Below are 23,934 nucleotides of genomic sequence, written 5' to 3'. Positions count from 1 at the left end.
GGATCGACGGTATGAATGTCCGTATGCAATCCCCCCGGGTGATCCATTTCGTCACTGATGACGTCTCCGTCCTCCTCACCCAGTCGGGAGAGGATCTGCCCGTCCTCGCGCACTGGGGTGCGCCGATCCGCGCGAGCGACGACGAGCTCCTCGACTACACCGGAACTCCCCTGCGGCCGGGGATCGACGGGGATTCCGACATGCCCTACGAGCCCACGGTGCTGCCCGAGCACACCTACGGCTGGAGTGGCCTGCCCGGTCTGCGCACCCACCGGGCGGGGGCGGCCTGGTCTCCGCGACTGCGGGTCGCCTCCGTCTCGGTGGCAGGCGAGACCCTTGCCGAGGGCGGTGTCGTACAGCGCGAGTCGGGCCTCGCGCGCATCGAGGCGAGGGACGAGTGGGCCGGAGTCGGCGTCCTGCTAGAGATCGATCTCTCGCCGCAGGGACTCCTCCGGACCCGGGTGACGGTGACCAACGAGAGCGACTCCGCAGAGCCCCTCGAGGTCATCGGAGTCGATCCCGCCCTCCGCATCACCACCGACGCGCGCGAGATCCTCGACTTCTCCGGCCGCTGGAGCACCGAGAAGATCCCGCAGCGCCACCCCGTCGTCGTCGGCACCCACTCACGCTCGTCGCGACGCGGGCGCACCGGGCTCGACGCGACCACCGTCGTCGCGATCGGCACGCCCGGCTTCGACGCCGACTCCGGGCGGGTCTGGCTCTGCCACGTCGGCATCGGCGGCGACCACGAGCACGCGGTCGAGCGGAGCGACGGGCACCTGGCGTTCCGCGGCGGCGAGCTGCTGCTGCCCGGCGAAGTCCGGCTCGCGAGCGGCGAGAGCTACGAGTCGCCCTGGGTCTACGGCTCGTTCGGCGTCGGCCTCGACACCGCGGCCGCCCGCTTCCACGGCTTCCTCCGCGAGCGCTCGCGCTCCTCCCGGCGCCCGCGCCCCGTGACCCTCAACGTGTGGGAGGCGGTCTACTTCGAGCAGGACCTCGCCACCCTCTCCGACCTCGCCACCCGCGCCGCGGCCCTCGGAGTCGAGCGCTGCGTACTCGACGACGGCTGGTTCCTCGGCCGCCACGACGACACCAGAGGACTCGGCGACTGGACGCCCGACCCCCTCTCCTGGCCCGACGGTCTCGGCCCGCTCGCCGAGCACGTCCGCGGACTCGGGATGGAGTTCGGCCTCTGGGTCGAGCCCGAGATGATCAACGAGGACTCGGACCTCGCCCGCGCCCACCCCGACTGGATCCTGCGCGCCCGCCCCGAGCTCCCGCCGCGCTTCCGCCACCAGCAGGTCCTCGACCTGACCAACCCGGAGGCGTTCGCGCACCTCCTGGGCGTCCTCGACGGACTGATCGTCGACCTCGATGTGGCCTACCTCAAGTGGGACCACAACCGCGATCTGATCGACGCCGGCCACCCCGCCACGGGAGCCGCCGCCGTGCACGAGCAGACGCTCGCCGTCTACCGCCTGCTCGACGCGCTGCGCGAGCGGCACCCCGAGCTCGAGATCGAGAGCTGCGCCTCCGGAGGCGGCCGCGTCGACCTCGGGATCCTCGAGCGCACCGACCGCGTGCACACCTCCGACAACCAGGACCCGCTCGACCGCTCGCGGATGCTGCGCTGGACCGGCCTCCTCGTGCCTCCCGAGATGCTCGGCTCGCATGTCGCGTCGCCGGTCAACTCCATCACCGGGCGCACGAGCGATCTGCACACCCGCTGCGCGGTCGCGTTCCTCGCGCACTTCGGCATCGAGTGGGACATCCGCGAGCTGACCGGCGAGGAGGAGGCGGTGCTCGCCTCCTGGATCGCGTCGTTCAAGGAGCACCGCGGCCTGATCTCGACCGGTCGCGTCGTCGGCAGCGGCGACTTCGACGACGACGCCCCGTCGCTGCGCGGTGTCGTCGCGCAGGACGGCTCGGAGGCGCTCTACACGGTCGTGACCCCGTCCCTGTCCGCGGACTCCCGGCGCCGCCTCCGCCTCCCGGGCCTGCTGCCCGGGGTGCGCTACCGCCTCGAGGCCGCCCGGCCCGGATCGCTCGGGCCGGGGTGGCTGAGCCCGCGCTGGCTCGAGGGCACCGTCCCCCTCGACAGCGATGCCGACGCGCCCTCGTACTCGGGGAGCCTCCTCCGCGAGGCGGGCCTCGAGCTGCCCACCTTCCACGGCGACCGGGCCCTGGTGCTGCGCGCCGTCCGCGTCGACGCCTGACCTGCACCTCGGCCGCGCACCGCGCCGCGGCCGGCCCTCCCCCACGATCACACTGGAGTCCTTCGTGAACACCACCGTCACCGTCGACCTCGACCGCCCCGGCGCCACGATCAGCAAGCACCTGTACGGCCACTTCGCCGAGCACCTCGGCCGCTGCATCTACGACGGCTTCTGGGTCGGTGAGGACTCGACGGTGCCGAACGTCGGCGGCATCCGTCTCGACGTCGTCGAGGCGCTGAAGGCCCTCGACATCCCCAACCTCCGCTGGCCGGGCGGCTGCTTCGCCGACCGCTACCACTGGACCAACGGCATCGGCCCGCGAGACCAGCGCCCCGGCCTCATCAACACGCTGTGGGGCGGAGTCGCCGAGGACAACTCGTTCGGCACCCACGAGTTCATGGCGCTCTGCGAGCTGCTCGGCGCCGACGCCTACGTCTCGGGCAACATCGGCTCGGGCACGGTGCAGGAGATGGCCGACTGGGTCGAGTACCTCACCGGCGCGGGGAAGTCCCCGATGGCCGACCTCCGCCGCGCGAACGGTCGCGAGGAGCCCTGGACCGTGCGCTACTGGGGTCTGGGCAACGAGACCTGGGGCTGCGGCGGCAACATGCGCGCCGGCGCCTACGCCGACCTCGCGCGGCAGTTCGGCACCTTCTGCCAGAGCGGCAACGACACTCCGCTGCACCGCATCGCCGCGGGGGCCGACGGAGCCGACACGTCGTGGACCGAGACGCTGATGCAGGTGATCCCCGAGATCGGCGGGCACCCCTTCTCGTCCGTGCCGTGGGAGTCGATCTCGGTGCACTACTACACGATCGGCGGCAGCTGGTCGGCGAAGGGCAGCGCGACCGAGTTCGACGCCGACACCTACTGGAGCACGATCGTCGCCGCGCAGGGCATCGAGGAGCTCCTCCGTTCGCACGCCGCGGTGATGGACGTGTACGACCCCGAGAAGCAGTACGGCATGGTGCTCGACGAGTGGGGCACCTGGTGGGACGTCGAGCCGGGTACGCACCCTGGCTTCCTCTTCCAGCAGAACACGATCCGCGACGCGATGGTGGCGGCCTGGCACTTCGACGTCTTCCACTCCTTCGCCGACCGGCTCTCGATGGCCAACATCGCGCAGACCGTGAACGTGCTGCAGGCGATGCTGCTGACCGACCCCGACGGAGGCGAGATGGTGCGCACGCCCACCTATCACGTCTTCGAGATGAACAAGGGGCACCACGAGGCGACGGTGCTGCCGACGACGCTCGCCGGGCCGACCCACGAGGTCGACGGCCGTGAGATCCCCGTCGCGTCCGCCTCCGCGAGCACGAAGGACGGACGGGTGCTCGTCTCGCTCACCAACGTCGACCTCGACGCGCCGCTCGAGATCGCGCTCGACTTCCGTGGCGGCTCGGTCGCCGACGCGACCGGGCGCCTCCTGAGCGCCGACCGGCCCGAGGCGCACAACCGCCCGGGTGCAGCCGATGACGTGAGCCCGGTTCCGTTCGACGCCGTCGAGGCGACCGCGACGGGGCTGCGGGTGACGCTGCCGCCGCACTCGTTCGCGACGATCTCGCTGAGGCTGGTGTGAGCGACCTGCGGATCACCGTCGGCGCTCCGACCGGCCGCGAGGTCAGCCCCGACCTCTGGGGGCTGTTCCTCGAGGACATCAACTTCGCGCTCGACGGCGGGCTCAACGCCGACCTCGTGCAGAACGGCGACGTCGAGGCCGGGCCCGCCGACCGGCCGGGCTGGAGTCCGCTGACAGGGTGGTCGGTGGAGTCGGGCGAGGCGCGCGTCCGCAGCGCCGACGGCGTGAGCTCGGCCAACGCCACGCACCTGCGGCTCGTCGACGCCGTGCTCGTGAACCGCGGCTACAACGACGACGGAATGCCCGTGCCGTCGCCCACACTGCGCCTGCGTCTGTGGGCCCGGGCGGCGGAGGCGGAGGGCCGGCTGTCCGCGAGGCTCGACGGCGCGGGGACGGTCGATCTGCCCCTCACCGCCGAGTGGCGCGTGATCGAGACCGACCTGCCGGCCCCCGACGCCCACCGCACGCGCCTCGTGCTCGAGGGCACCGGAGTCGACGTCGACCTCGTCGAGCTGCGACCGCTCGACGCGGCCGGCGAGCCGATCCTCTTCCGCCCCGACCTCGTCGAGGCGCTGCGCGCGCTGGAGCCCGCGTTCGTCCGCTTTCCCGGCGGCTGCCTCGTCCACGGCTTCGGGCTCGACAACATGTACCACTGGAAGACCACGGTCGGCCCCCGCGAGCAGCGCCGCCCGCTGCCCAACACGTGGGGCTACCACCAGTCGATGGCGATCGGCTATCACGAGTACTTCCTGCTCTGCGAGGCGCTCGGCGCGACTCCGCTGCCGATCGTCGCCGCCGGGGTCAGCTGCCAGAACACACCGGGCGGCGCGCAGGCGATCCCGATCGGGCGCATGCCGCAGTACGTGCAGGACGTGCTCGACCTCGTCGAGTACGCGAACGGCGACGTCGACTCGCGCTGGGGCGCCGTGCGCGCGGCGGCGGGGCACCCGGCTCCCTTCGGCCTGCGGATGCTCGGCGTCGGCAACGAGGACACCGTCGACGCGCAGTTCACCGAGCGCTTCGAGCTGATCGCGCAGGCACTCCAGGAGGCGCATCCCGAGGTCGCGCTGATCGGCACGGCCGGTCCGTGGCCGTTCGGCCGCGACTTCGAGGCGGGCTGGGAGCTCGCGCGGCGCCTCGACATCGACCTCGTCGACGAGCACGGCTACCGCTCGCCGCGCTGGCACTGGCAGAACCACGAGCGCTACGACTCCGCCGACCGCACCGGCCCGGCCGTGTACCTCGGCGAGTGGGCGGCGCGCGGCTCGACGGTGCGCTCGGCGGTCGCCGAGGCGGCGTACATGATCGGCCTCGAGCGCAACTCCGACGTGGTGCGGATGGCGTCGTACGCGCCGCTGCTCGCCCGCGTCGTCGAGACCCAGTGGACGCCCGACCTGATCTACTTCACCGACGACGAGGTGATCGGCTCGGCGGCCTACGACGTGCACGCCCTCTTCGCGGCGCACCGCGGCGACCGCGTACTGCCGGTCACCGTCTCGGGGGACGTGCGGCGCGAGCAGCCCGAGCCGCGCCTGGGCCCCGCACTGCTGCGGTCGCCCGGCGCGCGCACCTCGTTCACCGGCATCGTCGCCGACGGCGCGGCCCTGCCCGACGTCGTCGTCGACGACGAGCACCCGGAGGCGCCCCTCGCGATCCCGGCCGGCACCCGCTCCCTCGCGTTCACGGCCACACGGCTCGACGGCGTCGAGGGCTTCGACGTGGTCCTCGGCGACCCCGACTCCGGCACCACGCACGAGGTGATCGTGGGCAGCTGGCGCAACCGATCGCTGATCCTGTCGCGCCGCGATGAGGGCTTCGGCGACGAGGTCGACGGCCCGTACATCTTCGGGGGCGTGCAGACCGGCGTGCCGCGGCGCGTCGAGATCGAGCGCGACGGCTCGCGGATCACCGTGCGGCACGACGGCGTGCTCGTGCACGACCACGTCGACGACCGCCGGCCGTACCGCGAGGTGGCGGTGGGGGCGACCTCCCGCGGTGCCGAGACCGTCGTGACGATCGTGAACGGAGGCGACGCCGCGGTGTCCGCACGCGTCGCCGTCGACGGGGCCGTCGTCGCCGACTCCGTTCTGCTCGAGGGCGGCGACCCCCTCGCGGGCGCGGCCTTCGAGCCCTCGCCGCTGCGCCGGGTCGAGACGACTCTGCACGGGGTCGACGAGGTGCTGGCCGAGGTGCCTGCCTGGTCGATCACGTCGCTCAGGATCCGGGCGGCCACCGGAGAAACGACCTTCGACGAAAGAGCTTCCGCATGACACCCGATCGCCTGCGCACCGCGCTCCGCCCGCCGATGGGCTGGAACAGCTGGGACTGCTTCGGCGCCTCCGTCACCGAGGCGGAGGTGCTGGCCAACGCCGAGTACCTGGCCGAGCACCTGCTGCCGCACGGCTGGGACACCGTCGTCGTCGACATCCAGTGGTACGAGCCGAACCCGGGCACGAGCGACTACCAGGAGGTGTCGGAGCCGGTGCTCGACGCGTGGGGGCGGCCGCAGCCCGCGGTCGGCCGCTTCCCGTCGGCGGCCGAGGGCGGCTTCACCGCGCTCGCCGCCCGCGTGCACGCGCTCGGCCTGCGCTTCGGGGTGCACCTGATGCGGGGCGTGCCGCGGCGTGCTGCCCAGGAGCGGCTCCCGATCCTCGGCTCGGAGGCGACCTGCGCCGACATCGCCGACCGATCGAACGTCTGCCCCTGGAACCCCGACAACTACGGCGTCGACATGAGCGCGCCCGGAGCGCAGGAGTACTACGACTCGGTGCTCGCGCAGCTGGCCACCTGGGGTGTCGACTTCGTCAAGCTCGACGACGTGCTCTACCCGCCGATCCAGGCCGACGAGATCGCCGCGATCTCCCGCGCGATCGACGCCTCCGGCCGGCCGATGACGCTGAGCCTCTCGCCCGGCAAGCAGCTCTCGCTCGAGAACCTCGAGGTGCTGCGCGCGAACGCCCAGCTCTGGCGGATCTCGGACGACTTCTGGGACGACTGGTCGGCGCTCCACGAGCAGTTCCAGAGGGCCGCGCGGTGGGCTCCGCACCAGCGGCTCGGGGCGTGGGCGGACGCCGACATGCTGCCGCTGGGCCGCATCGGGATCCGCGCGCACGTGGGCGAGGACCGGCTCTCGCGCTTCACCGCGGCCGAGCAGCGCACGCTGATGACGCTCTGGTGCCTGATGCGCTCACCGCTGATGTTCGGCGGGCACCTGCCCGACACTCCGGACGAGACCCTCGCGCTGCTCACGAACGACGACGTGCTCGCCCTGCTCGGCAGCGACTCCAGCCGCGAGATCGTGCGCGACGGCGAGCTCGTCGTCTGGGCCGCCTCGCGCGGCGCGACGCAGTGGCGCGCGGTGTTCTGGCTGGGCGAGGCCGGAACCTCGCTGAGGGTGCATCTCGCCGATCTCGGCGTGGCCGGTACGCCGGTCGACGTCTGGAGCGGCGCACCCCTCGAGCCGGTCGACGGCGCCGTGCCCCTGCGCGTCGACCCCCACGGCGTGCGCCTCCTGCGCTTCGACTCCTGACCAGGGGCGGCAGGCGCTGAGAACGCAGTAGTTGTCGTACTCGACTACCGAGTACGACAACTACTGCGGAGTGGAGCCGCGCTCAGGACTCCGTGTCGACGAGGGCGTCGAGGGCCGCGAGGTCCTCGGGCGAGATCGTGAAGTCGACGTCGGCGTTCTCGCGGATGCGCGAGGGCGTCGTCGACTTCGGCAGCGGCAGCACGTCCTTCTCGAGCAGGTAGCGGATGCACAGCTGCGCGACCGACTTCCCGTAGCCGTCGGCGATCGCCGCGATGTCGGAGTTCTCGAGCAGGCCGCCGGTCGCGAGCGGCGAGTAGCCCTCGACGAGGATCCCGGCCTCGCGGCAGTACGCCGTCGTCTCGTCCTGCGTGTTGCCGACGAACCAGCGGATCTGGTTCGCGTGCGGCACGACGTCGGTCGCCGCGATCAGCGACTCGAGGTCGGCGACGGCGAAGTTCGAGACGCCGATCGCGCGCGAGCGCTCCGCCGCGTAGATCTCCTGCATCGCCGTCCAGGCCGCGATGTTGCCGTCGCGGTGGTCCGAGCCCATGTCCGACCAGGGCCACGGAGCGTGGATGAGGTACAGGTCGACGTAGTCGAGTTCGAGCGCGGCCATCGTCGTCTCGAAGCTGGCCTTCGCGCCCTCGTAGTCCTTGACCTCGGCGGGCAGCTTCGTCGTGATGAAGACCTCGTCGCGGGGCACGCCGCTGTCGCGCAGGGCGCGGGCGACGCTGGCCTCGTTGCCGTAGCCGCGGGCCGTGTCGAGGTGGCGGTAGCCGGCCGCGAGAGCCGTGGTCACCGCGTCATAGGCGTCGGGCCCGTCCTCGATCTGCCAGGTGCCGAATCCGATCTTCGGGATCGTGACTCCGTTGGACAGGGTGAAGGTGTCGGTCAGTGCGGGCATGTCTCTCCTCAGGATGGTCCCCGCCGGAGCGAGGTGATTCTCACGCTAGGTCAGCGCGCCCGGCCGCACAGGGGCCTTGCGATACGGCCGGGTCGCGCTACGGGAGGCGCGGCACCCGCACAGGGCACCGCACTTCCAGAGCCCCTCCCCCGAGGGCGCCGTGTCAGTCCGCTCCGGTCCCCGCGGAGACGACCGACCACGGAGTGCGCAGCGCGCGTTCCGCGAGCACGCGGCGTTCGCCGACGATCCGCACATCGGCCGTGACGGCGGCGTCGGCGGCCGACGCTCCCGCCACGAGGCGCAGCGGGCCCGGCTCGACGGCGAGCGCGCCGTCCTCCCCCGTCGCCGCCAGTCGTGCGGCGTCGACATGGAAGTGCACCGTCAGCCGCTCGCCCGCGCCGAGCGGCACCCGCGCATAGCCCAACAGCTGGACGACCGGGCGCACGATCGGCGCCGACGGGAACGACATGTACAGCTGCACGACCTCGACCGTCGCCTCTCCGTCGTTGCGGAGCGACACGGCCGCGTCGAGGGTCCCCTCGGTGCTGAGCGTCGTCGCCGCGTCGAGCGACTCGTAGACGACCTCGCCGCGGGTGATCCCGAACCCGAACGGGTGGAGCGGAGTGGAGTCGAGCGCCGAGATCCCCGGATTCGTGCGCCCGAGCGCCGGCTGCAGGTAAGTGGTCGACGAGGACGGGTGCCGCGGGATCTGCACCGGCAGCCTCCCGGTCGGCGCGACCCGGCCCGACAGCACGCCGGCGACCGCCGCGGCTCCGTCGGCCCCCGGGAAGAACGCCTGCACGACTCCGCGCGCCGCGTCGAACGCTCCCAGCGCATAGGGCCGTCCCGACAGCACGACCAGGATCGTCGGCACCCCGGTCTCGAGCACGGCCGCGACCAGCGCCTCCTGCGAGCCGGGCAGCCGCAGGTCGGTCGCGTCGCAGCCCTCGCCCGAAGTGCCGTCGCCGAACAGTCCGGCGATGTCGCCGACCACGACCACGGCGACGTCACTGCCCTGCACCGCGGACACGGCCTCGGGCAGAGCGGAGGCGTCGTCGGAGGTGATCGCGCCGCCGACCGCGAAGCGCACCCGCTCCTCGCCGAGCTCGTCGCGCAGTGCCGTGAGCAGGGTCGGGATCTCGATCCCGAGGTCGTGCCCGGGGTGCTTGGCGAGCACGTGGTTGGGGAACGCGTAGCAGCCGATCAGGCTCCTGAACTGGTCCGCTGCGGGCCCGACCACCGCGACGGTCCCGGAGGCGAGCAGCGCCAGAGCATCGTCGTCGCGCAGCAGCACCACCGACTCCTCGGCCAGCCGCGCTGAGATCGCCCGGTTGCGCGCGCTGTCGAGGTCGACGCTCTCGGCGCCCGGGGGCACGAGCGGCGCGTCGTCGAAGAGCCCTGCCTCGAACTTGTGGCGGAGGTGGCGCTCGACCGAGCGATCGAGGTCGCGCTCGTCGACGACTCCCTCGCGGATGAGGCGGGGCAGCTGAGCGTAGGCGGCCGTCGTCGGCAGCTCGACGTCGAGGCCCGCCCGCAGTGCCAGGCGTCCGGCGTCCGCGGTATCGACGGCGACGTGGTGCATCGCGTGCAGGAACGGCACGGCCCAGTAGTCGGCCACCACGGTGCCCTCGAAGCCCCACTGCTCGCGCAGGATCCCGGTCAGCAGGTGCCGGTTCGAGCTGCTCGGCACGCCGTCGACATCCGTGTACGACGTCATGACGCTCCGCGCGCCTCCGTGCCGCAGCGCCGCCTCGAACGGAGGCAGCACCGTGTCGGCGAGCTCCCGCGCGCCCATGCTCACAGGGGCGTGGTTGCGGGCGCCGCGCGAGGCGGCGTAGCCGGCGAAGTGCTTCAGCGTCGAGATCACTCCGGCACCCTCGAGCCCGGCCACGTAGGCCGCGCCGAGCTGCGACACCAGATACGGATCCTCGCCGAGCGTCTCCTCGACGCGGCCCCAGCGGTAGTCCTTCACCACGTCGACGACGGGCGCGAGCCCCTGGTGGATACCGAGGGCGCGCATGTCCGATCCGATCGCCCCCGCCATCTCGCCGACGAGGTCCTCGTCGAACGTCGCGGCCCAGGCCAGCGGAGTCGGGAACGCGGTGGCCCCGTACGCCGCGAGGCCGGTGAGGCACTCCTCGTGGGCGATAGCGGGGATCCCGAGCCGGTTCGAGCGGACGACCCGCTCCTGCAGCTCACGCAGGCGGCGGACCCCCTCGGCGACCGTGACCGGCTCAGTGCCGAAGACCCGGGTGAGCTGGCCCAGGCCGCCGTCGAACGGATCGGCGGCCGTCTCCGGCCCGCCCTCGAGCGTGGGGGCGAAGTCGTCGGCCGCATCGGTGAGCCAGATCGACCCGAGCTGGGCGGCCTTCTCCTCGAGCGTCAGCTCGAGGGTCAGGAGGCGGGCGCGCTCGACCGGAGGCAGAGTGCTGTCCCGCCACCCCAGCCCCGGTGGACTGCTCGCGGGCGGCGTGGTGGTGGCGTCGTGGAGCATCAGCCCTTGAACGCCCCGTCCATGATCCCCGACACCATGCGGCGGCCGACGAAGAAGAAGGCGATCAGCAGCGGCAGCGTGGCCATGAACGATCCGCCCATCGCCAGGGCGACGTCGATCGAGCGGTTGGCCTGGAGCTGCTTCAGCGCGATCTGCACCGTGAAGAGCTCCGGCGACTTCAGCACGATGAAGGGCCACATGAAGTCGTTCCACACGGCCGTGAAGGTGATCAGCCCGAGCACGAACGCGGCCGGCCGGACGACCGGGAACGCGATCCGCCAGAACAGCTGCCACGAGTTCGCACCGTCGATGCGGGCCGCCTGGATCAGCTCGTCGCTGACCGTCGTCGACATGTGCTGGCGCATCCAGAAGATGCCGAAGGCGCTCGCGAGCCCGGGCACGATGATGGCCTGCAGCGTGTCGACCCAGCCGAGCCACGACACGATCAGGTACTGCGGGATCACGCTGAGCTGGGCGGGCACGGTCATCGTCAGAAGGACGATGAGGAACAGGACGTTGCGCCCCGGGAACTGCAGCTTGGCGAACGCGAAGCCCGCCATCGCGCAGAGGATCGCCGAGAGCACCGCGACCGTCAGCGAGACGAACGCGCTGTTGATCAGGGAGGCGACGAACGGAACCGTGTCGAAGACCTTCTCGGCGACGGCCATGAAGTTGAAGCCGGGGTAGAGGCGCGGCGGGATCGACGTGACGGCCGTGGCTCCCACGGACGCGACCACGAACATGTAGTAGAGCGGGAACACCGAGACGATCACGGCGACGACGAGGAACACGTACGTCGGCCAGCCGACTCCGCCTCCCTTGCCGCGGCGCTTGGGCAGCGCCGCCGTCTTCGCCGTCGGCGCGAGGGCCTGGGGAACGGCCTGATCGATCACATCGGACATCAGACAGCCGCCTTCCGGGTGCGCGTGGAGAGGTAGAAGTTGAGCAGCGAGACGACGACCACGATCACGAACAGCACGACGCCGATCGCCGATCCGTAGCCGAACTTGAACTGGCTGAAGCCCTGCTCGTAGAGGAACAGCGCGAGGGTCTGGCACTGCCGCCCGGCGCCGCAGGTGAGGCCCGATTCGGGAGCGGCGAGCAACGGCTCCGTGAAGATCTGCAGACCGCCGATGGTCGACATGATCACGGTGAAGACGATGATCGGACGCAGCGCCGGGATCGTGAGGTGGCGGAACTGCTGCCAGCTCGATGCTCCGTCGACCGAGGCGGCCTCGAACATCTCGCGCGGCAGCGACTGCAGACCGGCCAGGTAGAGCAGCGTGTTGTAGCCGAACCAGCGCCAGAACACCATCGTCGAGATCAGGATCCACGAGCCGTAGTTCGTCGCGAGGAAGTTCACCGATGGCAGCCCGACCAGGCCGAGGACCCAGTTGATGAGTCCGAAGTTCTTGTCGAAGATCTGCGCGAAGACGATCGCGGTCGCGGCGACGGAGGTGATGTACGGCACCAGCAGCGCCATGCGGAAGAAGTTCGCCCAGCGCAGGCGCGCGTGGTTGAGCAGGTGCGCGAGGAACAGTGCGAAGAGCAGCTGCGGGATCGTCGAGATCAGGAAGATGCCGAAGGTGTTCAGCAGGGCGTTCCAGAAGCGGCCGTCCTGGAAGAGCATCTCGAAGTTCTTGAAGCCGACGAACACCTGCTCGCCGATCGGGTTCCAGTCGAACAGCGACACGTAGAACGTGAAGAGGAGGGGGAAGAGCCCGAAGACGATGAAGATGAGGAAGAAGGGCGCGATGTACGCGTAGGGCGCGATCTGCTCCGAGAGCGAGTTGCGGATCCGCATCGCCTTCTGGACCGGGGCTGCGGGCTGCTTGCGCTGCCCGGGGGGAACTGTGGCTGTCGCCGTTGACATGGGGGAACCTCCGTCGAAGAGGTGGCCCGGCGCTCATCGCGCCGGGCCACTCGGGTGGGTGGGGCTGTCAGCCGCCGATGGCCTGCTTGGCCGTGTCGAGGGCGGTCGTCCACGCCTTGTCGGAGGTGACGTTGCCCGACTCCAGCTCAACGAGCGTGTTGAGCAGCGCGCCGTTGATGGCGGTCGTGTCGGGGCCGTTGTAGAAGGAGGGGAACTGCTCGACCGAGGTGGCCATGACCTCGCCGATCTTCGAGTCGCCGAAGAACGGGTCGGTGTACGCGGCGACCTCGGGGCTCGACACCGCGTCGACGGCCGCCGGGAAGGTGCCCGACTGCTCGAAGTGGTCGGTCTGGCCCTCGGCCGACATCATCGTCTTGATGTACTGCCAGGCGGCCTCGGGGTTCGCGGCGCGAGCCGGGATGGCGATGACGCTGCCGCCCCAGTTGCCACCGACTCCGGGGACACTCGCGATGCGCCAGTTCCCGGCGGTGTCCGGGGCGTCGGTCTTGATGCCCGAGAGGATCCACGACGGGGCGATGGTCACGGCGAAGGCGCCGTTGGCGCGGCCGGGGGCCCAGCCGGAGGACCAGGCGGCGATGCCGGCGCTGATGCCCGCGTCGTAGGTGTCGACGGCGACCTTGAAGGCCTCCTCGACCTGCGGGTTGGAGTCGTAGACGACCTCGCCGTCGGGCGAGTAGTACTTCTCGGAGACCTGGTTCACCGTCGAGAAGAAGACGCTGGTCTCGATGTTGTCGATGAAGGGCTTCCCGGTCGCGGCCGTGTACTTCTCGCCCATGGCGATGAACGCGTCCCAGTCGCTCCACATCGCCGCGACCTCGGTCGGATCGGTCGGCAGTCCGGCCTGCTCGAACAGGTCGGCGCGGTAGGCGAAGCCGAGCCCGCCGACGTCGGTCGGGATGCCGACGACCGAGCCGTCCTCCCCGGTCGCGGCGGAGGCGGCCCACGGCAGGTAGGCGGAGGCGACGTCGTCGCCGCCCAGGGTGCGGAGGTCGAGGAAGTTGCCCGGGTTGGCGACGAACTGGGGCAGGTCGTCGTTCTGGATCATGACCAGGTCGGGGACCTTGCCTCCGGCCAGCGCGGCGGTGAGGGCGGTCGCCGTCTCGACCGTGCTGCCGACCTCGGTCAGCTTGACCTTCGCGTCGGGCATCTTCGCGAGGTACTCGCCGACGCTGTCCTTCGCGTTGATGCCGGTGAACGACCAGAACGCGACCTCGGCGTTCGGGTCGTCGCTCGTCGAGCCGCCGCCGCTCGAGCAGGCGGCGAGGGTCGCGACGGCGAGCGTGCCGCCGGCGACCGAGATGAAGCCGCGGCGCGAGAAGGCCGAGCGCTGGAAGATGTTCGTTTGCGTCACTGCAATGTCTCCTTGATGTATCGGAAGGTGCGGCCCCGCTCAGCGGTGAGGGGGAAGCGGTGAGGGAAGGACGAGGTGCGGGTCGATCGACGGATCGACGAGGAGGGCCTCGGAGCCGGGAGCGGTGGTCCCGACCGGGGAGGTCGCAGAGGCGGTGCGGGTTCGCGCCGACTCCGCGGTGGGTCAGAGGTCGGGCGCCGCGTGCAGGAGCGGCGGTGCGCTCCGGGGAGCCGCTGCGGCCGTCGGGCTTCGTGTCACGACAAGTCCTCTTCATCGGGGATCTGCTGGAATGTCTCGGAACCGGAGCTCCTAGAGAACGATCTCTTGGGCGCCACCGTAGCCGCCCCGCGAGCGGTATGCAAGCGACATCCGACACTCGTTACCGCGCCGTGAGATATCGATCTCCCCTAGTATTCAAGGGAACTTTCGCAAACCGGACGTGATCAGCCCACGGGGTGTCCTCCCCGTGGGAATCTGGAGATCGAAACCAGGGGTGCCCCCGGCCGACTCCTCGCTCAGAAGGAAGCAGCATGACTCGACCCACGCTGGTGGACGTCGCCCAGGCGGCGGGCGTCTCGCGCGCCACGGCCGCGAGAGTCCTCGCGGGCGGCACGAACGTCGACGTCCGGATGTCGGCCGCGGTCGAGCACGCCGCCAAGCAGCTGGGCTACGAGGCGAACAGCGCCGCGCGGATGCTGCGCGGCGGCCGGGCCGGCGCGATCGCCCTCATCGTCGCCTTCAACGAGCTCGACAGCTTGACCGGCACGTTCTTCACCTCGGTGCTCAAGGGCGCCGCCAAGGGCCTCTATGCCGGCGAGGTGCAGCCCGTGCTGCTGCCGGCCGACCACGACGACGGCGACCGCATCCCCAAGTTCCTGCGCTCCCGCGCGGTCGACGGAGCGATCATCATCCTGCAGCACGAGATCACGCACCTCGCCCAGGCGCTCGTCGACTCCCCCGTGCCGATCGCCTGGGTCGGGCGGCCGCGCGTCGCCCTCGCTCCCGACGCGATCGTCGTCGACTCCGACAACTACGGAGGCGGCAGGCTCGCCGCGCGGGCTCTGGCCGACGCCGGGCGCCGCCGCCTGGGCATCATCGCGGGGCCGCACGACATGGAGCCGGCGCGCGATCGCATCCGGGGCTGGCGCGACGAGCTCACCGAGCTCGGCATCGACCACAGCCCGATCGTGCACGGCGAGTTCACCCTCGAGAGCGGCTCGGCCGCCATGGCGCGCCTGCTGCAGCGCCACCCCGACCTCGACGGAGTCTTCGCCTCCTCCGACCTGATGGCCAACGGCGCCATCCGGGTGCTGCAGGCCTCGGGGCGGCGGGTGCCGGCCGACGTCGCGGTCGTCGGCTTCGACGACGTCGTGGTCGCGACCACCTCGGATCCGACGCTCACCACCGTCCGCCAGCCGCTGGAGGACATGGGACGCGTCGCCGCCGAGACCGTGCTCGCCGTCGTTCAGGGGCGCGAGGTCGACCGGCAGCCGATCCTCGCGACCACCCTCGTCCAGCGCGAGTCGGCATGACCCCGCCGCCGCCGCACCGGCTGATCATCAGCACCGATGCCGCCAACGAGGCCGACGACCAGTTCGCCATCGTGCAGGCCCTGCTGACCTCGACCCTCGACATCCGCGGGCTCGTCTCGGCGCATTTCGGGCGCGCCGGCAGCCGCGACGCCTCGCGGCGGGAGATCGATCGCGCGGTCGGCCTGGCCGGCGCCTCCGTGCCGGTCATGGACGGCTCCGCGGACCCGCTGGCCGACGAGCGCACGGCCGCGCCCTCCGAGGGCTCGCGCCTAATCGTGGACGAGGCCCTGCGCGACGCCGGCCGCCTCTGGATCGCGGTGCTCGGCCCTCTGACCGACGTCGCCTCGGCGCTCCTCGAGGAGCCCGCGATCGCCTCCCGCGACGTCGTCGTGGTCTGGGTCGGCGGGCCTCCCTACGACGAGATCCCCGCGTACCACCCCGAGTTCAACCTCATCAACGACGTCGCCGCGGCGAACGCTGTGATGGCCTCCGGAGTCGCGGTCTGGCAGATCCCGATGCCCGTCTACACGATGGTCGGCATCGGCCATGCTGAGCTGCGCGCCCGCCTCAGCGGCACGAGCCCGCTCGCCGACTACCTCGTCGACCAGCTCATCGCCTTCAACGCCACCCTCGACTACGGGCCGCTCGACTTCCGCTCGCTCGGCGACAGCCCGGCGATCGGCGCGGTGATGAACCCGGCGGGCGGCCGCTGGCGCTCGCGGCCGGCGCCGCGGTTCTCGACGTCGGGCGACCTGCTGCCGGAGGTCGGCCCGCACGCGATCCGCGTCTGCGAGGCGTTCGACACGCGCTGGCTGATCGAGGACCTCATCGCGAAGCTTCGCGCATTCGGGACGCGCTGACGCGGGCTACTCGGCAACGAGGCCCGTGATCAGCGCGAGGGCGATGACGACCGCGGCGACGCCTCCGATCGGCCGCCACCGCGACGCGTCGGTGAAGGCGGCGAGCGCGGTCGCGAGGGTGACTGCGATCACGGCGAACGGGACCATCACGGCGACCGTCAGCGCGAGGGAGCCGTCGGGATCGAACGGGAGCACGACGATCGCTGCCGCGACCGCCACCAGGGCCACCAGTACCGGCGCCACGAGCGGAGCCAGGACGCGCGGCGCCCCGAGCGCGCGCTGGGTGCCGATCGCGACTCCACCCGCAAGCGCTCCCACGAGCGCGGCAGCGACGATCGCGACCCAGCCCGACGCCGGCGCGCGCCCGTCCATCCCCCAGCCGACGACGGAGACGAGGTACAGGAACGCGATCACGGCGGCGCTGACCAGGCCGATCAGGGCGCCGGGTCGGGCAGCGCCGCGCAGGACCGCGGGCATTCCGCTAGAACCGCGAGGCGACGTCGTAGAGCACGTCGTCGTCGCCCGCGTAGAGACCGTCAGCGCGCGGCCAGTGCGAGATCACGTCGGTGAAGCCGAGTTCCTCGGCGCGCCCGGCCATCTCGTCGAAGCGGGCGACGCTCTCGAGCGAGAAGTGCGGTCCGGAGTCGAGCGAGAGGTGGCGCTCGAGGGAGCGGGGGTCGCGGCCCGCCGCCTCCAGCGCGTCGTCGAGGCGGCGGCCGAGGACGGCGACCGCGGCCCACCACTCCTCGCTCGTCGCCGCCTCGGGTCCGGTGGTGACCCAGCCCTGCGCGCGCTCAGCGACCAGCGCGAGCCCCTTCGGTCCGTTCGCGGCGAGGACGAAGGGCAGGCGCGGACGCTGCACCGGCTCGCCGACCATCCGGGCGCCGCGGGCCGTGAACCAGCGGCCGTCGATGTCGATGCCGCCCGAGCCAGGAGTCTCGTGGCGCAGCAGCTCGTCGAGCGCCGAGACGAACTCGACGTAGCGCTCATGCCGCTCGCGGGGCGAGTGCAGCGGCTGGCCGAGCACGGTGGCGTCGAAGCCGGTGCCGCCCGAGCCGACGCCGAGCACGAAGCGCCCGCCCGAGATGTCGTCGAGGGTCGCGAGCTCCTTCGCGAACGGCACCGGATGCCGGAAGTTCGGCGAAGCCACGAAGGTGCCGAGCCGGATGGTCTCGGTGACGACGGCCGCCGCGGTGAGCGTGGGGACGGTCGCGTGCCAGACCTGATCGGCGAGTGAGCGCCACGACAGGTGATCGTATGTCCACGCGTGATCGAAGCCGAGCCCCTCGGCCGACTGCCACTTGCGGCGGGCGGTGGTCCAGGGCTCCTGCGGGAGGATGACGATTCCGTGGCGCATCGTCCGAGTGTAGGAGACGGCATGCGAGCGGACCGGGGCCCTCTGTCAACAGCGGATTCCCGACACTCCTCCGGGTCATAGTGGGCGGATGGCGGACAGGAACAGTCGGATGGACGAGCGCGGGCGTCACGTGAAGCTGATCCGGTGGCGCAACACGCGCAGCGGCTGGGTGACCGAGGTCGCGATCGGCCAGGTCGAGGCGCGCGACGTCGACGGCTGGCTGCTCGACGTCGGCGGCACCGCGGTGCGATACGACGCCAAGGAGTGGTCGGTCTTCCGAAGCTGACCGGACTACCCCGTGCGCTGCCGCGGGGCGACCCCGCAGGCACGGTAGGCCTGCGAGAAGCCGCGGAGCGGGCGACATCGTCCTCTCCGCCGACCTCGCGCTACCCCGTCTACCCTGTCGCCATGAGCGCTGCGCATGACGACGGGCCGTTCTTCCACGGCACGAAGGCCGATCTGCGGATCGGCGACCTCCTCACGGCGGGTTTCCGATCGAACTACCGGCCCGAGATCGTGATGAACCACGTCTACTTCACGGCGAACGCCGACGGTGCCGGCCTCGCGGCCGAGCTCGCTCCCGGAGACGCCGAGCCGCGGGTCTACGCCGTCCAGCCCATGGGGCCGTTCGAGGACGACCCGAACGTCACCGACAAGAAGTTCCCGGGCAACCCGACCCGGTCGTACCGCAGCACCGACCCCCTCCGGATCGTCGACGAAGTCACCGACTGGACGCGGCCGACCCCGGAGGCACTGCGCGCCTGGCGTGATCGCCTGGCCGTTCTGCGCGCCGACGAGCGGGCCGAGATCATCAACTGACGCCGAGCGGTCCGCGTCGAGGATCTCCCACACAGCGACCCCGCCACGGCGCACGAGCGGCGTGCGTCTCCGCAGAGGATCCGGAGCACGTCAGAGCGGTGGCGGTGCATCGTCGCACCGTGGTCGCGGGGGTGACTTCGGTGGACCTCCGAGGGGGACCGCCGGACGGGTGGTGACGCGACGGCCCGTCGGAGTGGTCCACTCGGCGCTGCCGTCGGGGTGCAGGCGGTAGGTCCAACGGTCACCGTGGCGGACGTGGTGGTGACTCGTGCAGAGCGAGGCCAGGTTGTGGAGCGCGGTCTCGCCTCCGTTGCGCCACTCGATGGTGTGGTCGGCCTCGCTGGTGGAGGCGGGGCGGGTGCAGCCGGGGAAGCGGCAGGTCTGATCGCGCAGTTGCAGGTGGAGTCGCATCTGCTGTGGCGGGACGCGGTGGGTGCGTCCGACGGAGGCGACGGTGCCGGTGTCCGGGTCGGTCAGGATCCGCGTGAACGACGCGCCGACTCCGACGAGCTCGCGGGCTATGTCGGCGGGGATGAGGCCGTATCCGTCGAGGTCGGCGGGGGTGTCGTCGGCGTCGGTGGCGGTGCTCGCGGCGAGCGTCAGCCGCACCTCGGCGCGCACCCCCGGCACGAACGTCGAGGGCGCGTCGTCCTCGTCGGCGATCGGGGTGGTGCCGGTGATGTCGCCGTCGCAGAGCAGATCGGTCAGGGCGTCGGCGCGCAGCTGCGACAGGGTCCGCCCGTCGCCAGAGCCGTCGCCCTCGCGCAGGGTGCGGGCGATGCGGTCGAGACGGTCGTACACGCCCACCGCGAGGGTCGCCGGCAGCAGTGCACACAGCGTCGCCATCCCGTCGATCTCCGGTCTCACCCAGACACTGCGGTCCTGCCTGGCACGGACGTGCCGCACGGCCAGAGGGTCTTCGTGCAGCTCGTCCCGCATCCGCGCGACCGCTCTGCGCAGCTGAGTCGGATTCATCGTGAGCGCCAGATCGATCGCACTCTCATCCAGCTCGCCCCGGACCGTGGCCGGCAGGGTGGCCGCCGCGTCGCAGATCGCCTCGCACGCCTCCCACAGCAGGCGGCCCTCAGCCAGCGCCGCACGAGTGAGCGGCAGATCCTCGAACAGCAGCCGCGCCAGTTCCAGGTTCCGGCGCACCATCCGCTCGGTCATCCGCTGCGACACCGCCAGCTCCGCGCGGATCGACCGCTCCACAAGCTCCTGCGACTCACTGCGGGAGGACCGGCCACTGCGCGCGAACACGTCCGGGATCTCGAGCGCCGCACGACGTGCCAGGTGCAGCGCCGTAGCCCGCGTGAAGAGGAACTGCGCCGACGAGAACCCTGCGCGCGCAGCGAGGTCGGTGAGCGACTCGACCGCGCCGAGCTGCGCTTCCACCGTGACGGGCTCACCTGATTCATCCATGCCAGGAGCGAACCAGGAATCACCGGCACCCGGCCGGCCGTGCCGTGCGAAGCCCGGAAACTCACGCCCGGAGAGCTCCTGTGGAGGACGACCCACCCCGGACTCCGGAGAGCCCCTACGGCAGCAGCGGCAGGCGCCCCCCGATCTTGTCGATGCGATTCTTCGGCCCGACGAGGCTGACCGCGAGGTAGTCGAGCTCCCCCGCGCTCGCCACGGAGGCGGCGTAGTCGTCGTAGACGCGGGTCGCCTGCGCCGCGGCCGGCATGTCGGCGACGAAGGTGCCCTCGTGCGCCTCCGCTTTCGCGCGGATCACGCGGAGGGTCGCCGCGTCGGCGGCCAGCACCGTGCACCCCGCCCACGGGAGACCGGGATGCGCCGAGCCGGTCGCGTCGTGAGTCGAGGGACCGAGAAGCCCAGTGACTCCGGCCGCGGTCGCCGCGCTCACGCAGATCGCGGCATTGACGGCCCGGCCGGGCGGCAGCGCCTCGTCGACGACGACGACCCACTTGAGGCGGGCGGCACGGGTCGGCACGGAGGTGTCGATCTCGTCGGGTGCGAAGCCGACGGCGGGGTCGATGTGGTCGCTCATGGTGCTCCTCGGGTCGTGCGGCACGGTCACCGAAAGGTAGGCGAAGCCGGTACTCCGGCGCAGGATGTCCGTATGAATGACCAGTGGAACGCCCGTGGAACCTCTCTTGACGAGCTCGACATCCGGATCCTGCGCGTTCTGCAGTCGGATGCACGGATGACGAACCGAGACCTCGCCGCGGCGGTCGGCGTCAGCCCGACGACCGCGCTCGACCGGACGAGGAGCCTGCGCAGCCGCGGCGTGATCGTGCGGGCGACCCTCGCGGTCGATCTCGCGACCATCGGCCGAGGAGTGCAGGCGCTGATCGCCGTCCGCATCCGGCCTCCCTCGCGCGACGTCATCGAGGCGTTCCGCGACTGGGTGGCCGGCCTCGACGAGACGGTCGGCGTCTTCGTCACCGCCGGCAACGAGGACTTCATCATCCACGTCGCGGTCCGCGACAACGACGACCTCTACGCCTTCGTCATCGACGAGCTGACCCAGCGCCGCGAGGTCGCCGACGTCCGCACCTCGGTGGTCTACCAGCACCTCCAGGAGCATGTCGTGCTGCCGCTCGGCACCCGTCAGAGCGGCGCACGACGGGGCGGCCCGCGCTGACGCCTCCGCGGGACGGCGACGATCTCGCGCCAGGCGCGCTCGCTGTTCGACCGGCCTCGACGGATCCGCGCAGCAACGGCCTGCGGCCCCCTCGGCTCGGGCGCTTCGCGAGCATGTCCTCCCCTCGCGGAGCGACGCGGGACCCCGTCAGAACTCACACGACGCGGTAGTCGGGCGCGACCACCGCACCTTCCGGATAGCGGCGAGGCGACCGCCGGTTCACAGGAAACTGTTTCTTCCCGGCGCCGTTGACCGACGCTCACCACGGCACGTAGGCTCCGTGGAGCGCGGAGAAACAGTCGGAAACGTTTCGCAGCCACGCCTCTGCCTTCTCGATCGGACCCGCCATGACCGTCACCCCGTTCACCTCCGACTGGACGGTCAGGGCTCCCCGCGGCCCGTTCGCCGCCGCTCAGAAGGGCGCTGACGATTCCGTGGCTGTCACCCTCCCGCACGACGCGCTGCGCGACGCCGATCGCTCGGCCGACGTGCCCGGCGGAGGCAGCTCCGCCTACTACCCCGCCGGAGCCTTCAGCTACGTCAAGACGTTCGAGGCGCCCGCCGACTGGGAGGGACGGGTCGTCCGGCTCGAGATCCAGGGCGCGTTCCGGCACGCGATGGTGTTCCTCAATGACGAGTTCGTCGGGAACCGGGCCGACGGCTTCGCGCGCTTCTTCGTCGAGCTGACCCCGTTCCTCCGCTTCGGCGCGGAGAACACCCTGCGGATCGAGGTGCGCTCGGGCCAGGACACCCGCTGGTACGCCGGCGCGGGGCTCCACCGGCCGGTGCTGCTGCACGTGGACGAGGCCGTGCACATCGAGCCCGACGGCGTGCGGATCACGACGGTGCGCGTCGAGGACGACCAGGCGGTCGTCGAGGTCGCCACGAGCGTCGTGAACCGCGGTCTCGTCACCGCTCACCGCACCGTCGAGACGAGTCTCGCCTCCGGAGCACTCACCGTCGAGAGCGAGCGGACGCCCGTCACCGTCGCGCCGGGCCGCACCGCCGTGGTGCGCCAGCGCCTGTACGTGCAGCAGCCCGAGCTCTGGAGCGTCGAGTCGCCGCACCTCTACACCGCCACCACGTCGATCGGCGAGGACGCGGTGGTGACGGTGCACGGCATCCGCACGGTGACCGTCGACCCGCGCAAGGGCCTGCGGATCAACGGCGAGCCCGTGCTGCTGCGCGGCGCCTGCCTCCACAGCGACAACGGGCCGCTCGGGGCGGCATCGATCGCACGCGCCGAGTTCCGCCGCATCGAGCTGCTCAAGGAGGCGGGCTTCAACGCGATCCGCACCGCGCACAACCCGGCCTCGCCGTCGATGCTCGACGCGTGCGACCGGCTCGGGATGCTCGTCATGGACGAGGCGTTCGACATGTGGGCGCGCGGCAAGACCGACTACGACTACGCGCTCGACTTCGCCCAGTGGTGGCGGGCCGACCTCGAGTCGATGGTCGCCAAGGACTACAACCACCCGAGCGTGATCATGTACTCGATCGGCAACGAGATCGTCGAGGCAGGCACTCCCCACGGGGCCGCGCAGGCCCGTGATCTCGCCGAGCACGTCCGCGCCCTCGACCCGACCCGGCCGGTGACCAACGGAGTGAACGCCGCGCTGGCCGTCCTCGACGAGCTCGACGACATCCTCCAGGCCGAGCAGGGGCTCAACGAGCTGATGGGCGAGTCGGGCGCCGGGATGATGAGCGCGATCGGCTCCTCCGAGGCCGTCACCCGGCGCACCGCCGAGTCGAGCTCGGTGCTCGACGTGCTGGGGCTGAACTACGCCGACGGGCGCTACGCGGCGGATGCGGTGACCTTCCCGCACCGGGTGATCGTCGGCTCCGAGACCTTCCCGTCGCGCATCGGCGAGCTGTGGCCGATGGTGCTCGCGAACCCGAACGTGATCGGCGACTTCACCTGGACCGGCTGGGACTACCTCGGCGAGGTCGGCATCGGCGCCACCTCGTACGCCGAGGATCCGGCCGCGAACGGCGGGCTCGAGCGCGAGTTCCCATACCTCACCGCCTGGTGCGGCGACTTCGACATCACGGGCAGCAGGCGCCCGATCTCGTACTACCGCGAGATCGTCTGGGGCCTGCGCGCCGAGCCGGCGATCGCGGTCCTGCGCCCCGAGCACCACGGGAACACGATCACGATGCAGTCGCCGTGGGCGTGGAGCGACTCCGTCTCCTCCTGGACCTGGCCGTACTCCGAGGGCGCGCCGGTGACCGTCGAGGTCGCGGCGGATGCGGAGGAGGTCGTGCTGCTCCTGGACGACGTCGAGGTGGGACGAGCGGCGATCGGTGGCGTTCGGCCGATGCTGGCGACCCTCGAGACGACGTACCGGGCGGGAACGCTGACGGCGATCGCGCTGACCGGAGGCGTCGAGACCGGTCGCGCGACGCTGCGGACGGCGACCGGTGCGGTGCGGCTCGTGGCCTCGGCCGACCGCTCGACCCTCGACGCCGGCGACGAGGATCTCGCGTTCATCGCGCTCGAGCTCCGGGGCGAGAACGGCGTGCTGGTGACGGGCGACGACCGCCCCGTGACGGTCTCGGTCGAGGGCGCGGGGGTGCTCGCGGGCTACGGCACCGGCGCTCCGGCGACGACCGAGCGCTTCGACGCGGTGACCCGCACGACGTTCGACGGGCGCGCTCTGGCGGTCGTCCGGCCGACGGGCGCGGGCCGCGTGACCGTGCGAGCCTCAGCCGAGGGGATCGACGACGCGGTGGTGGAGCTGACGGTCGCCTGACGCTGACGCCGCGAGCGGACCGTCATCGGAGCGACGCC

19 protein-coding genes are annotated in these 23,934 nt (G+C 71.6%); 10 read left to right on the top strand and 9 right to left on the bottom strand.

Annotation, left to right across the window (positions count from 1 at the left end; genetic code table 11):
• Positions 1 to 23 precede the first annotated feature (23 nt).
• The 4 genes from ASG06_RS07495 to ASG06_RS07480 all read left to right on the top strand — a co-directional run bounded on the left by ASG06_RS07495 (position 24) and on the right by ASG06_RS07480 (position 7,324).
• On the top strand, positions 24 to 2,216 hold the full coding sequence (locus ASG06_RS07495) for an alpha-galactosidase (protein WP_082499052.1): 2,193 nt from the start codon (positions 24 to 26) through the stop codon (positions 2,214 to 2,216).
• 64 nt (positions 2,217 to 2,280) lie between these two features.
• Entirely contained in the window at positions 2,281 to 3,795 is a 1,515-nt protein-coding gene (locus tag ASG06_RS07490; RefSeq protein WP_056040668.1) for an alpha-N-arabinofuranosidase, read from the top strand.
• On the top strand, positions 3,792 to 6,065 hold the full coding sequence (locus tag ASG06_RS07485; RefSeq protein WP_056040666.1) for an alpha-L-arabinofuranosidase C-terminal domain-containing protein: 2,274 nt from the start codon (positions 3,792 to 3,794) through the stop codon (positions 6,063 to 6,065). The genes ASG06_RS07490 and ASG06_RS07485 overlap by 4 nt, the downstream gene beginning before the upstream one ends.
• Positions 6,062 to 7,324, top strand: a complete 1,263-nt coding sequence (locus tag ASG06_RS07480) for a glycoside hydrolase family 27 protein (protein WP_231727658.1) — start codon at positions 6,062 to 6,064, stop codon at positions 7,322 to 7,324. Before ASG06_RS07485 ends, ASG06_RS07480 begins: the two co-directional genes overlap by 4 nt.
• 82 nt (positions 7,325 to 7,406) lie before the next feature.
• Here the strand turns inward: ASG06_RS07480 and ASG06_RS07475 are convergent, their stop codons facing one another.
• The 5 genes from ASG06_RS07475 to ASG06_RS07455 form a co-directional block, all read right to left on the bottom strand.
• Complete coding sequence (locus ASG06_RS07475) at positions 7,407 to 8,228, bottom strand: aldo/keto reductase (protein WP_056040664.1); 822 nt, start codon at positions 8,226 to 8,228, stop codon at positions 7,407 to 7,409.
• A 163-nt stretch (positions 8,229 to 8,391) separates the two neighbouring features.
• Complete coding sequence (locus ASG06_RS07470) at positions 8,392 to 10,722, bottom strand: beta-glucosidase (RefSeq protein WP_056040662.1); 2,331 nt, start codon at positions 10,720 to 10,722, stop codon at positions 8,392 to 8,394.
• Positions 10,722 to 11,624, bottom strand: a complete 903-nt coding sequence (locus ASG06_RS07465; protein WP_056040660.1) for a carbohydrate ABC transporter permease — start codon at positions 11,622 to 11,624, stop codon at positions 10,722 to 10,724. Before ASG06_RS07465 ends, ASG06_RS07470 begins: the two co-directional genes overlap by 1 nt.
• Positions 11,624 to 12,595 (bottom strand): carbohydrate ABC transporter permease, encoded by a 972-nt coding sequence (locus ASG06_RS07460; RefSeq protein ID WP_056040659.1) that lies wholly within the window; start codon positions 12,593 to 12,595, stop codon positions 11,624 to 11,626. Before ASG06_RS07460 ends, ASG06_RS07465 begins: the two co-directional genes overlap by 1 nt.
• A gap of 67 nt (positions 12,596 to 12,662) precedes the next feature.
• Positions 12,663 to 13,967: an ABC transporter substrate-binding protein gene (locus ASG06_RS07455; RefSeq protein ID WP_082499051.1), complete on the bottom strand. Its 1,305-nt coding sequence runs from the start codon at positions 13,965 to 13,967 to the stop codon at positions 12,663 to 12,665.
• Positions 13,968 to 14,497: 530 nt separating this feature from the next.
• Here ASG06_RS07455 and ASG06_RS07450 point away from each other — a divergent pair.
• The gene (locus tag ASG06_RS07450) at positions 14,498 to 15,499 is read left to right on the top strand and encodes a LacI family DNA-binding transcriptional regulator (protein ID WP_056040657.1); all 1,002 of its coding nucleotides are present in this window, start codon (positions 14,498 to 14,500) and stop codon (positions 15,497 to 15,499) included.
• On the top strand, positions 15,496 to 16,359 hold the full coding sequence (locus tag ASG06_RS07445; RefSeq protein ID WP_056040655.1) for a nucleoside hydrolase: 864 nt from the start codon (positions 15,496 to 15,498) through the stop codon (positions 16,357 to 16,359). The genes ASG06_RS07450 and ASG06_RS07445 overlap by 4 nt, the downstream gene beginning before the upstream one ends.
• Before the next feature lie 6 nt (positions 16,360 to 16,365).
• On the opposite strand, the gene ASG06_RS07440 is transcribed toward ASG06_RS07445, so the two are convergent.
• The gene (locus ASG06_RS07440) at positions 16,366 to 16,836 is read right to left on the bottom strand and encodes a hypothetical protein (RefSeq protein ID WP_056040652.1); all 471 of its coding nucleotides are present in this window, start codon (positions 16,834 to 16,836) and stop codon (positions 16,366 to 16,368) included.
• Positions 16,837 to 16,840: 4 nt separating this feature from the next.
• Complete coding sequence (locus tag ASG06_RS07435; protein ID WP_056040650.1) at positions 16,841 to 17,716, bottom strand: LLM class flavin-dependent oxidoreductase; 876 nt, start codon at positions 17,714 to 17,716, stop codon at positions 16,841 to 16,843.
• A gap of 88 nt (positions 17,717 to 17,804) precedes the next feature.
• Here ASG06_RS07435 and ASG06_RS19925 point away from each other — a divergent pair, with 88 nt between their 5' ends.
• Together ASG06_RS19925 and arr are read left to right on the top strand one after the other, a co-directional pair.
• Positions 17,805 to 18,002 (top strand): hypothetical protein, encoded by a 198-nt coding sequence (locus ASG06_RS19925; protein ID WP_156465922.1) that lies wholly within the window; start codon positions 17,805 to 17,807, stop codon positions 18,000 to 18,002.
• A 122-nt stretch (positions 18,003 to 18,124) separates the two neighbouring features.
• Entirely contained in the window at positions 18,125 to 18,535 is a 411-nt protein-coding gene (arr, locus tag ASG06_RS07430; RefSeq protein WP_056040648.1) for an NAD(+)--rifampin ADP-ribosyltransferase, read from the top strand.
• A gap of 90 nt (positions 18,536 to 18,625) precedes the next feature.
• On the opposite strand, the gene ASG06_RS07425 is transcribed toward arr, so the two are convergent.
• Positions 18,626 to 19,957: an HNH endonuclease signature motif containing protein gene (locus ASG06_RS07425; protein WP_082499050.1), complete on the bottom strand. Its 1,332-nt coding sequence runs from the start codon at positions 19,955 to 19,957 to the stop codon at positions 18,626 to 18,628.
• 115 nt (positions 19,958 to 20,072) lie between these two features.
• Positions 20,073 to 20,546 (bottom strand): DUF2000 domain-containing protein, encoded by a 474-nt coding sequence (locus ASG06_RS07420; RefSeq protein WP_056040643.1) that lies wholly within the window; start codon positions 20,544 to 20,546, stop codon positions 20,073 to 20,075.
• A 72-nt stretch (positions 20,547 to 20,618) separates the two neighbouring features.
• Here ASG06_RS07420 and ASG06_RS07415 point away from each other — a divergent pair, with 72 nt between their 5' ends.
• Together ASG06_RS07415 and ASG06_RS07410 are read left to right on the top strand one after the other, a co-directional pair.
• A complete protein-coding gene (locus ASG06_RS07415) occupies positions 20,619 to 21,143 on the top strand; it encodes an Lrp/AsnC family transcriptional regulator (protein WP_056040641.1) in 525 nt (174 codons plus the stop codon).
• Between the two features lie 347 nt (positions 21,144 to 21,490).
• Entirely contained in the window at positions 21,491 to 23,896 is a 2,406-nt protein-coding gene (locus ASG06_RS07410) for a glycoside hydrolase family 2 TIM barrel-domain containing protein (RefSeq protein WP_056040639.1), read from the top strand.
• Positions 23,897 to 23,934 lie beyond the last annotated feature (38 nt).

The organism is Rathayibacter sp. Leaf185 (genome assembly GCF_001423885.1).
GTDB lineage: Bacteria > Actinomycetota > Actinomycetes > Actinomycetales > Microbacteriaceae > Rathayibacter.
Note: the sequence above shows the minus strand (reverse complement) of the source record. Positions and strands in the feature narration are given on the sequence as shown.

Excerpts from the sequence above, each read along its gene's own strand:
- ASG06_RS07415 (WP_056040641.1), top strand. The coding sequence starts at position 20,619 with ATGAATGACCAGTGGAACGCCCGTGGAACCTCTCTTGACGAGCTCGAC.
- ASG06_RS07410 (WP_056040639.1), top strand. The coding sequence starts at position 21,491 with ATGACCGTCACCCCGTTCACCTCCGACTGGACGGTCAGGGCTCCCCGC.
- ASG06_RS07465 (WP_056040660.1), bottom strand. The coding sequence starts at position 11,624 with ATGTCCGATGTGATCGATCAGGCCGTTCCCCAGGCCCTCGCGCCGACG.
- ASG06_RS07470 (WP_056040662.1), bottom strand. The coding sequence starts at position 10,722 with ATGCTCCACGACGCCACCACCACGCCGCCCGCGAGCAGTCCACCGGGG.
- ASG06_RS07440 (WP_056040652.1), bottom strand. The coding sequence starts at position 16,836 with ATGCCCGCGGTCCTGCGCGGCGCTGCCCGACCCGGCGCCCTGATCGGC.
- ASG06_RS07435 (WP_056040650.1), bottom strand. The coding sequence starts at position 17,716 with ATGCGCCACGGAATCGTCATCCTCCCGCAGGAGCCCTGGACCACCGCC.
- ASG06_RS07460 (WP_056040659.1), bottom strand. The coding sequence starts at position 12,595 with ATGTCAACGGCGACAGCCACAGTTCCCCCCGGGCAGCGCAAGCAGCCC.
- ASG06_RS07450 (WP_056040657.1), top strand. The coding sequence starts at position 14,498 with ATGACTCGACCCACGCTGGTGGACGTCGCCCAGGCGGCGGGCGTCTCG.
- ASG06_RS19925 (WP_156465922.1), top strand. The coding sequence starts at position 17,805 with ATGGCGGACAGGAACAGTCGGATGGACGAGCGCGGGCGTCACGTGAAG.
- ASG06_RS07445 (WP_056040655.1), top strand. The coding sequence starts at position 15,496 with ATGACCCCGCCGCCGCCGCACCGGCTGATCATCAGCACCGATGCCGCC.
- arr (WP_056040648.1), top strand. The coding sequence starts at position 18,125 with ATGAGCGCTGCGCATGACGACGGGCCGTTCTTCCACGGCACGAAGGCC.
- ASG06_RS07480 (WP_231727658.1), top strand. The coding sequence starts at position 6,062 with ATGACACCCGATCGCCTGCGCACCGCGCTCCGCCCGCCGATGGGCTGG.
- ASG06_RS07420 (WP_056040643.1), bottom strand. The coding sequence starts at position 20,546 with ATGAGCGACCACATCGACCCCGCCGTCGGCTTCGCACCCGACGAGATC.
- ASG06_RS07495 (WP_082499052.1), top strand. The coding sequence starts at position 24 with ATGCAATCCCCCCGGGTGATCCATTTCGTCACTGATGACGTCTCCGTC.
- ASG06_RS07425 (WP_082499050.1), bottom strand. The coding sequence starts at position 19,957 with ATGGATGAATCAGGTGAGCCCGTCACGGTGGAAGCGCAGCTCGGCGCG.
- ASG06_RS07475 (WP_056040664.1), bottom strand. The coding sequence starts at position 8,228 with ATGCCCGCACTGACCGACACCTTCACCCTGTCCAACGGAGTCACGATC.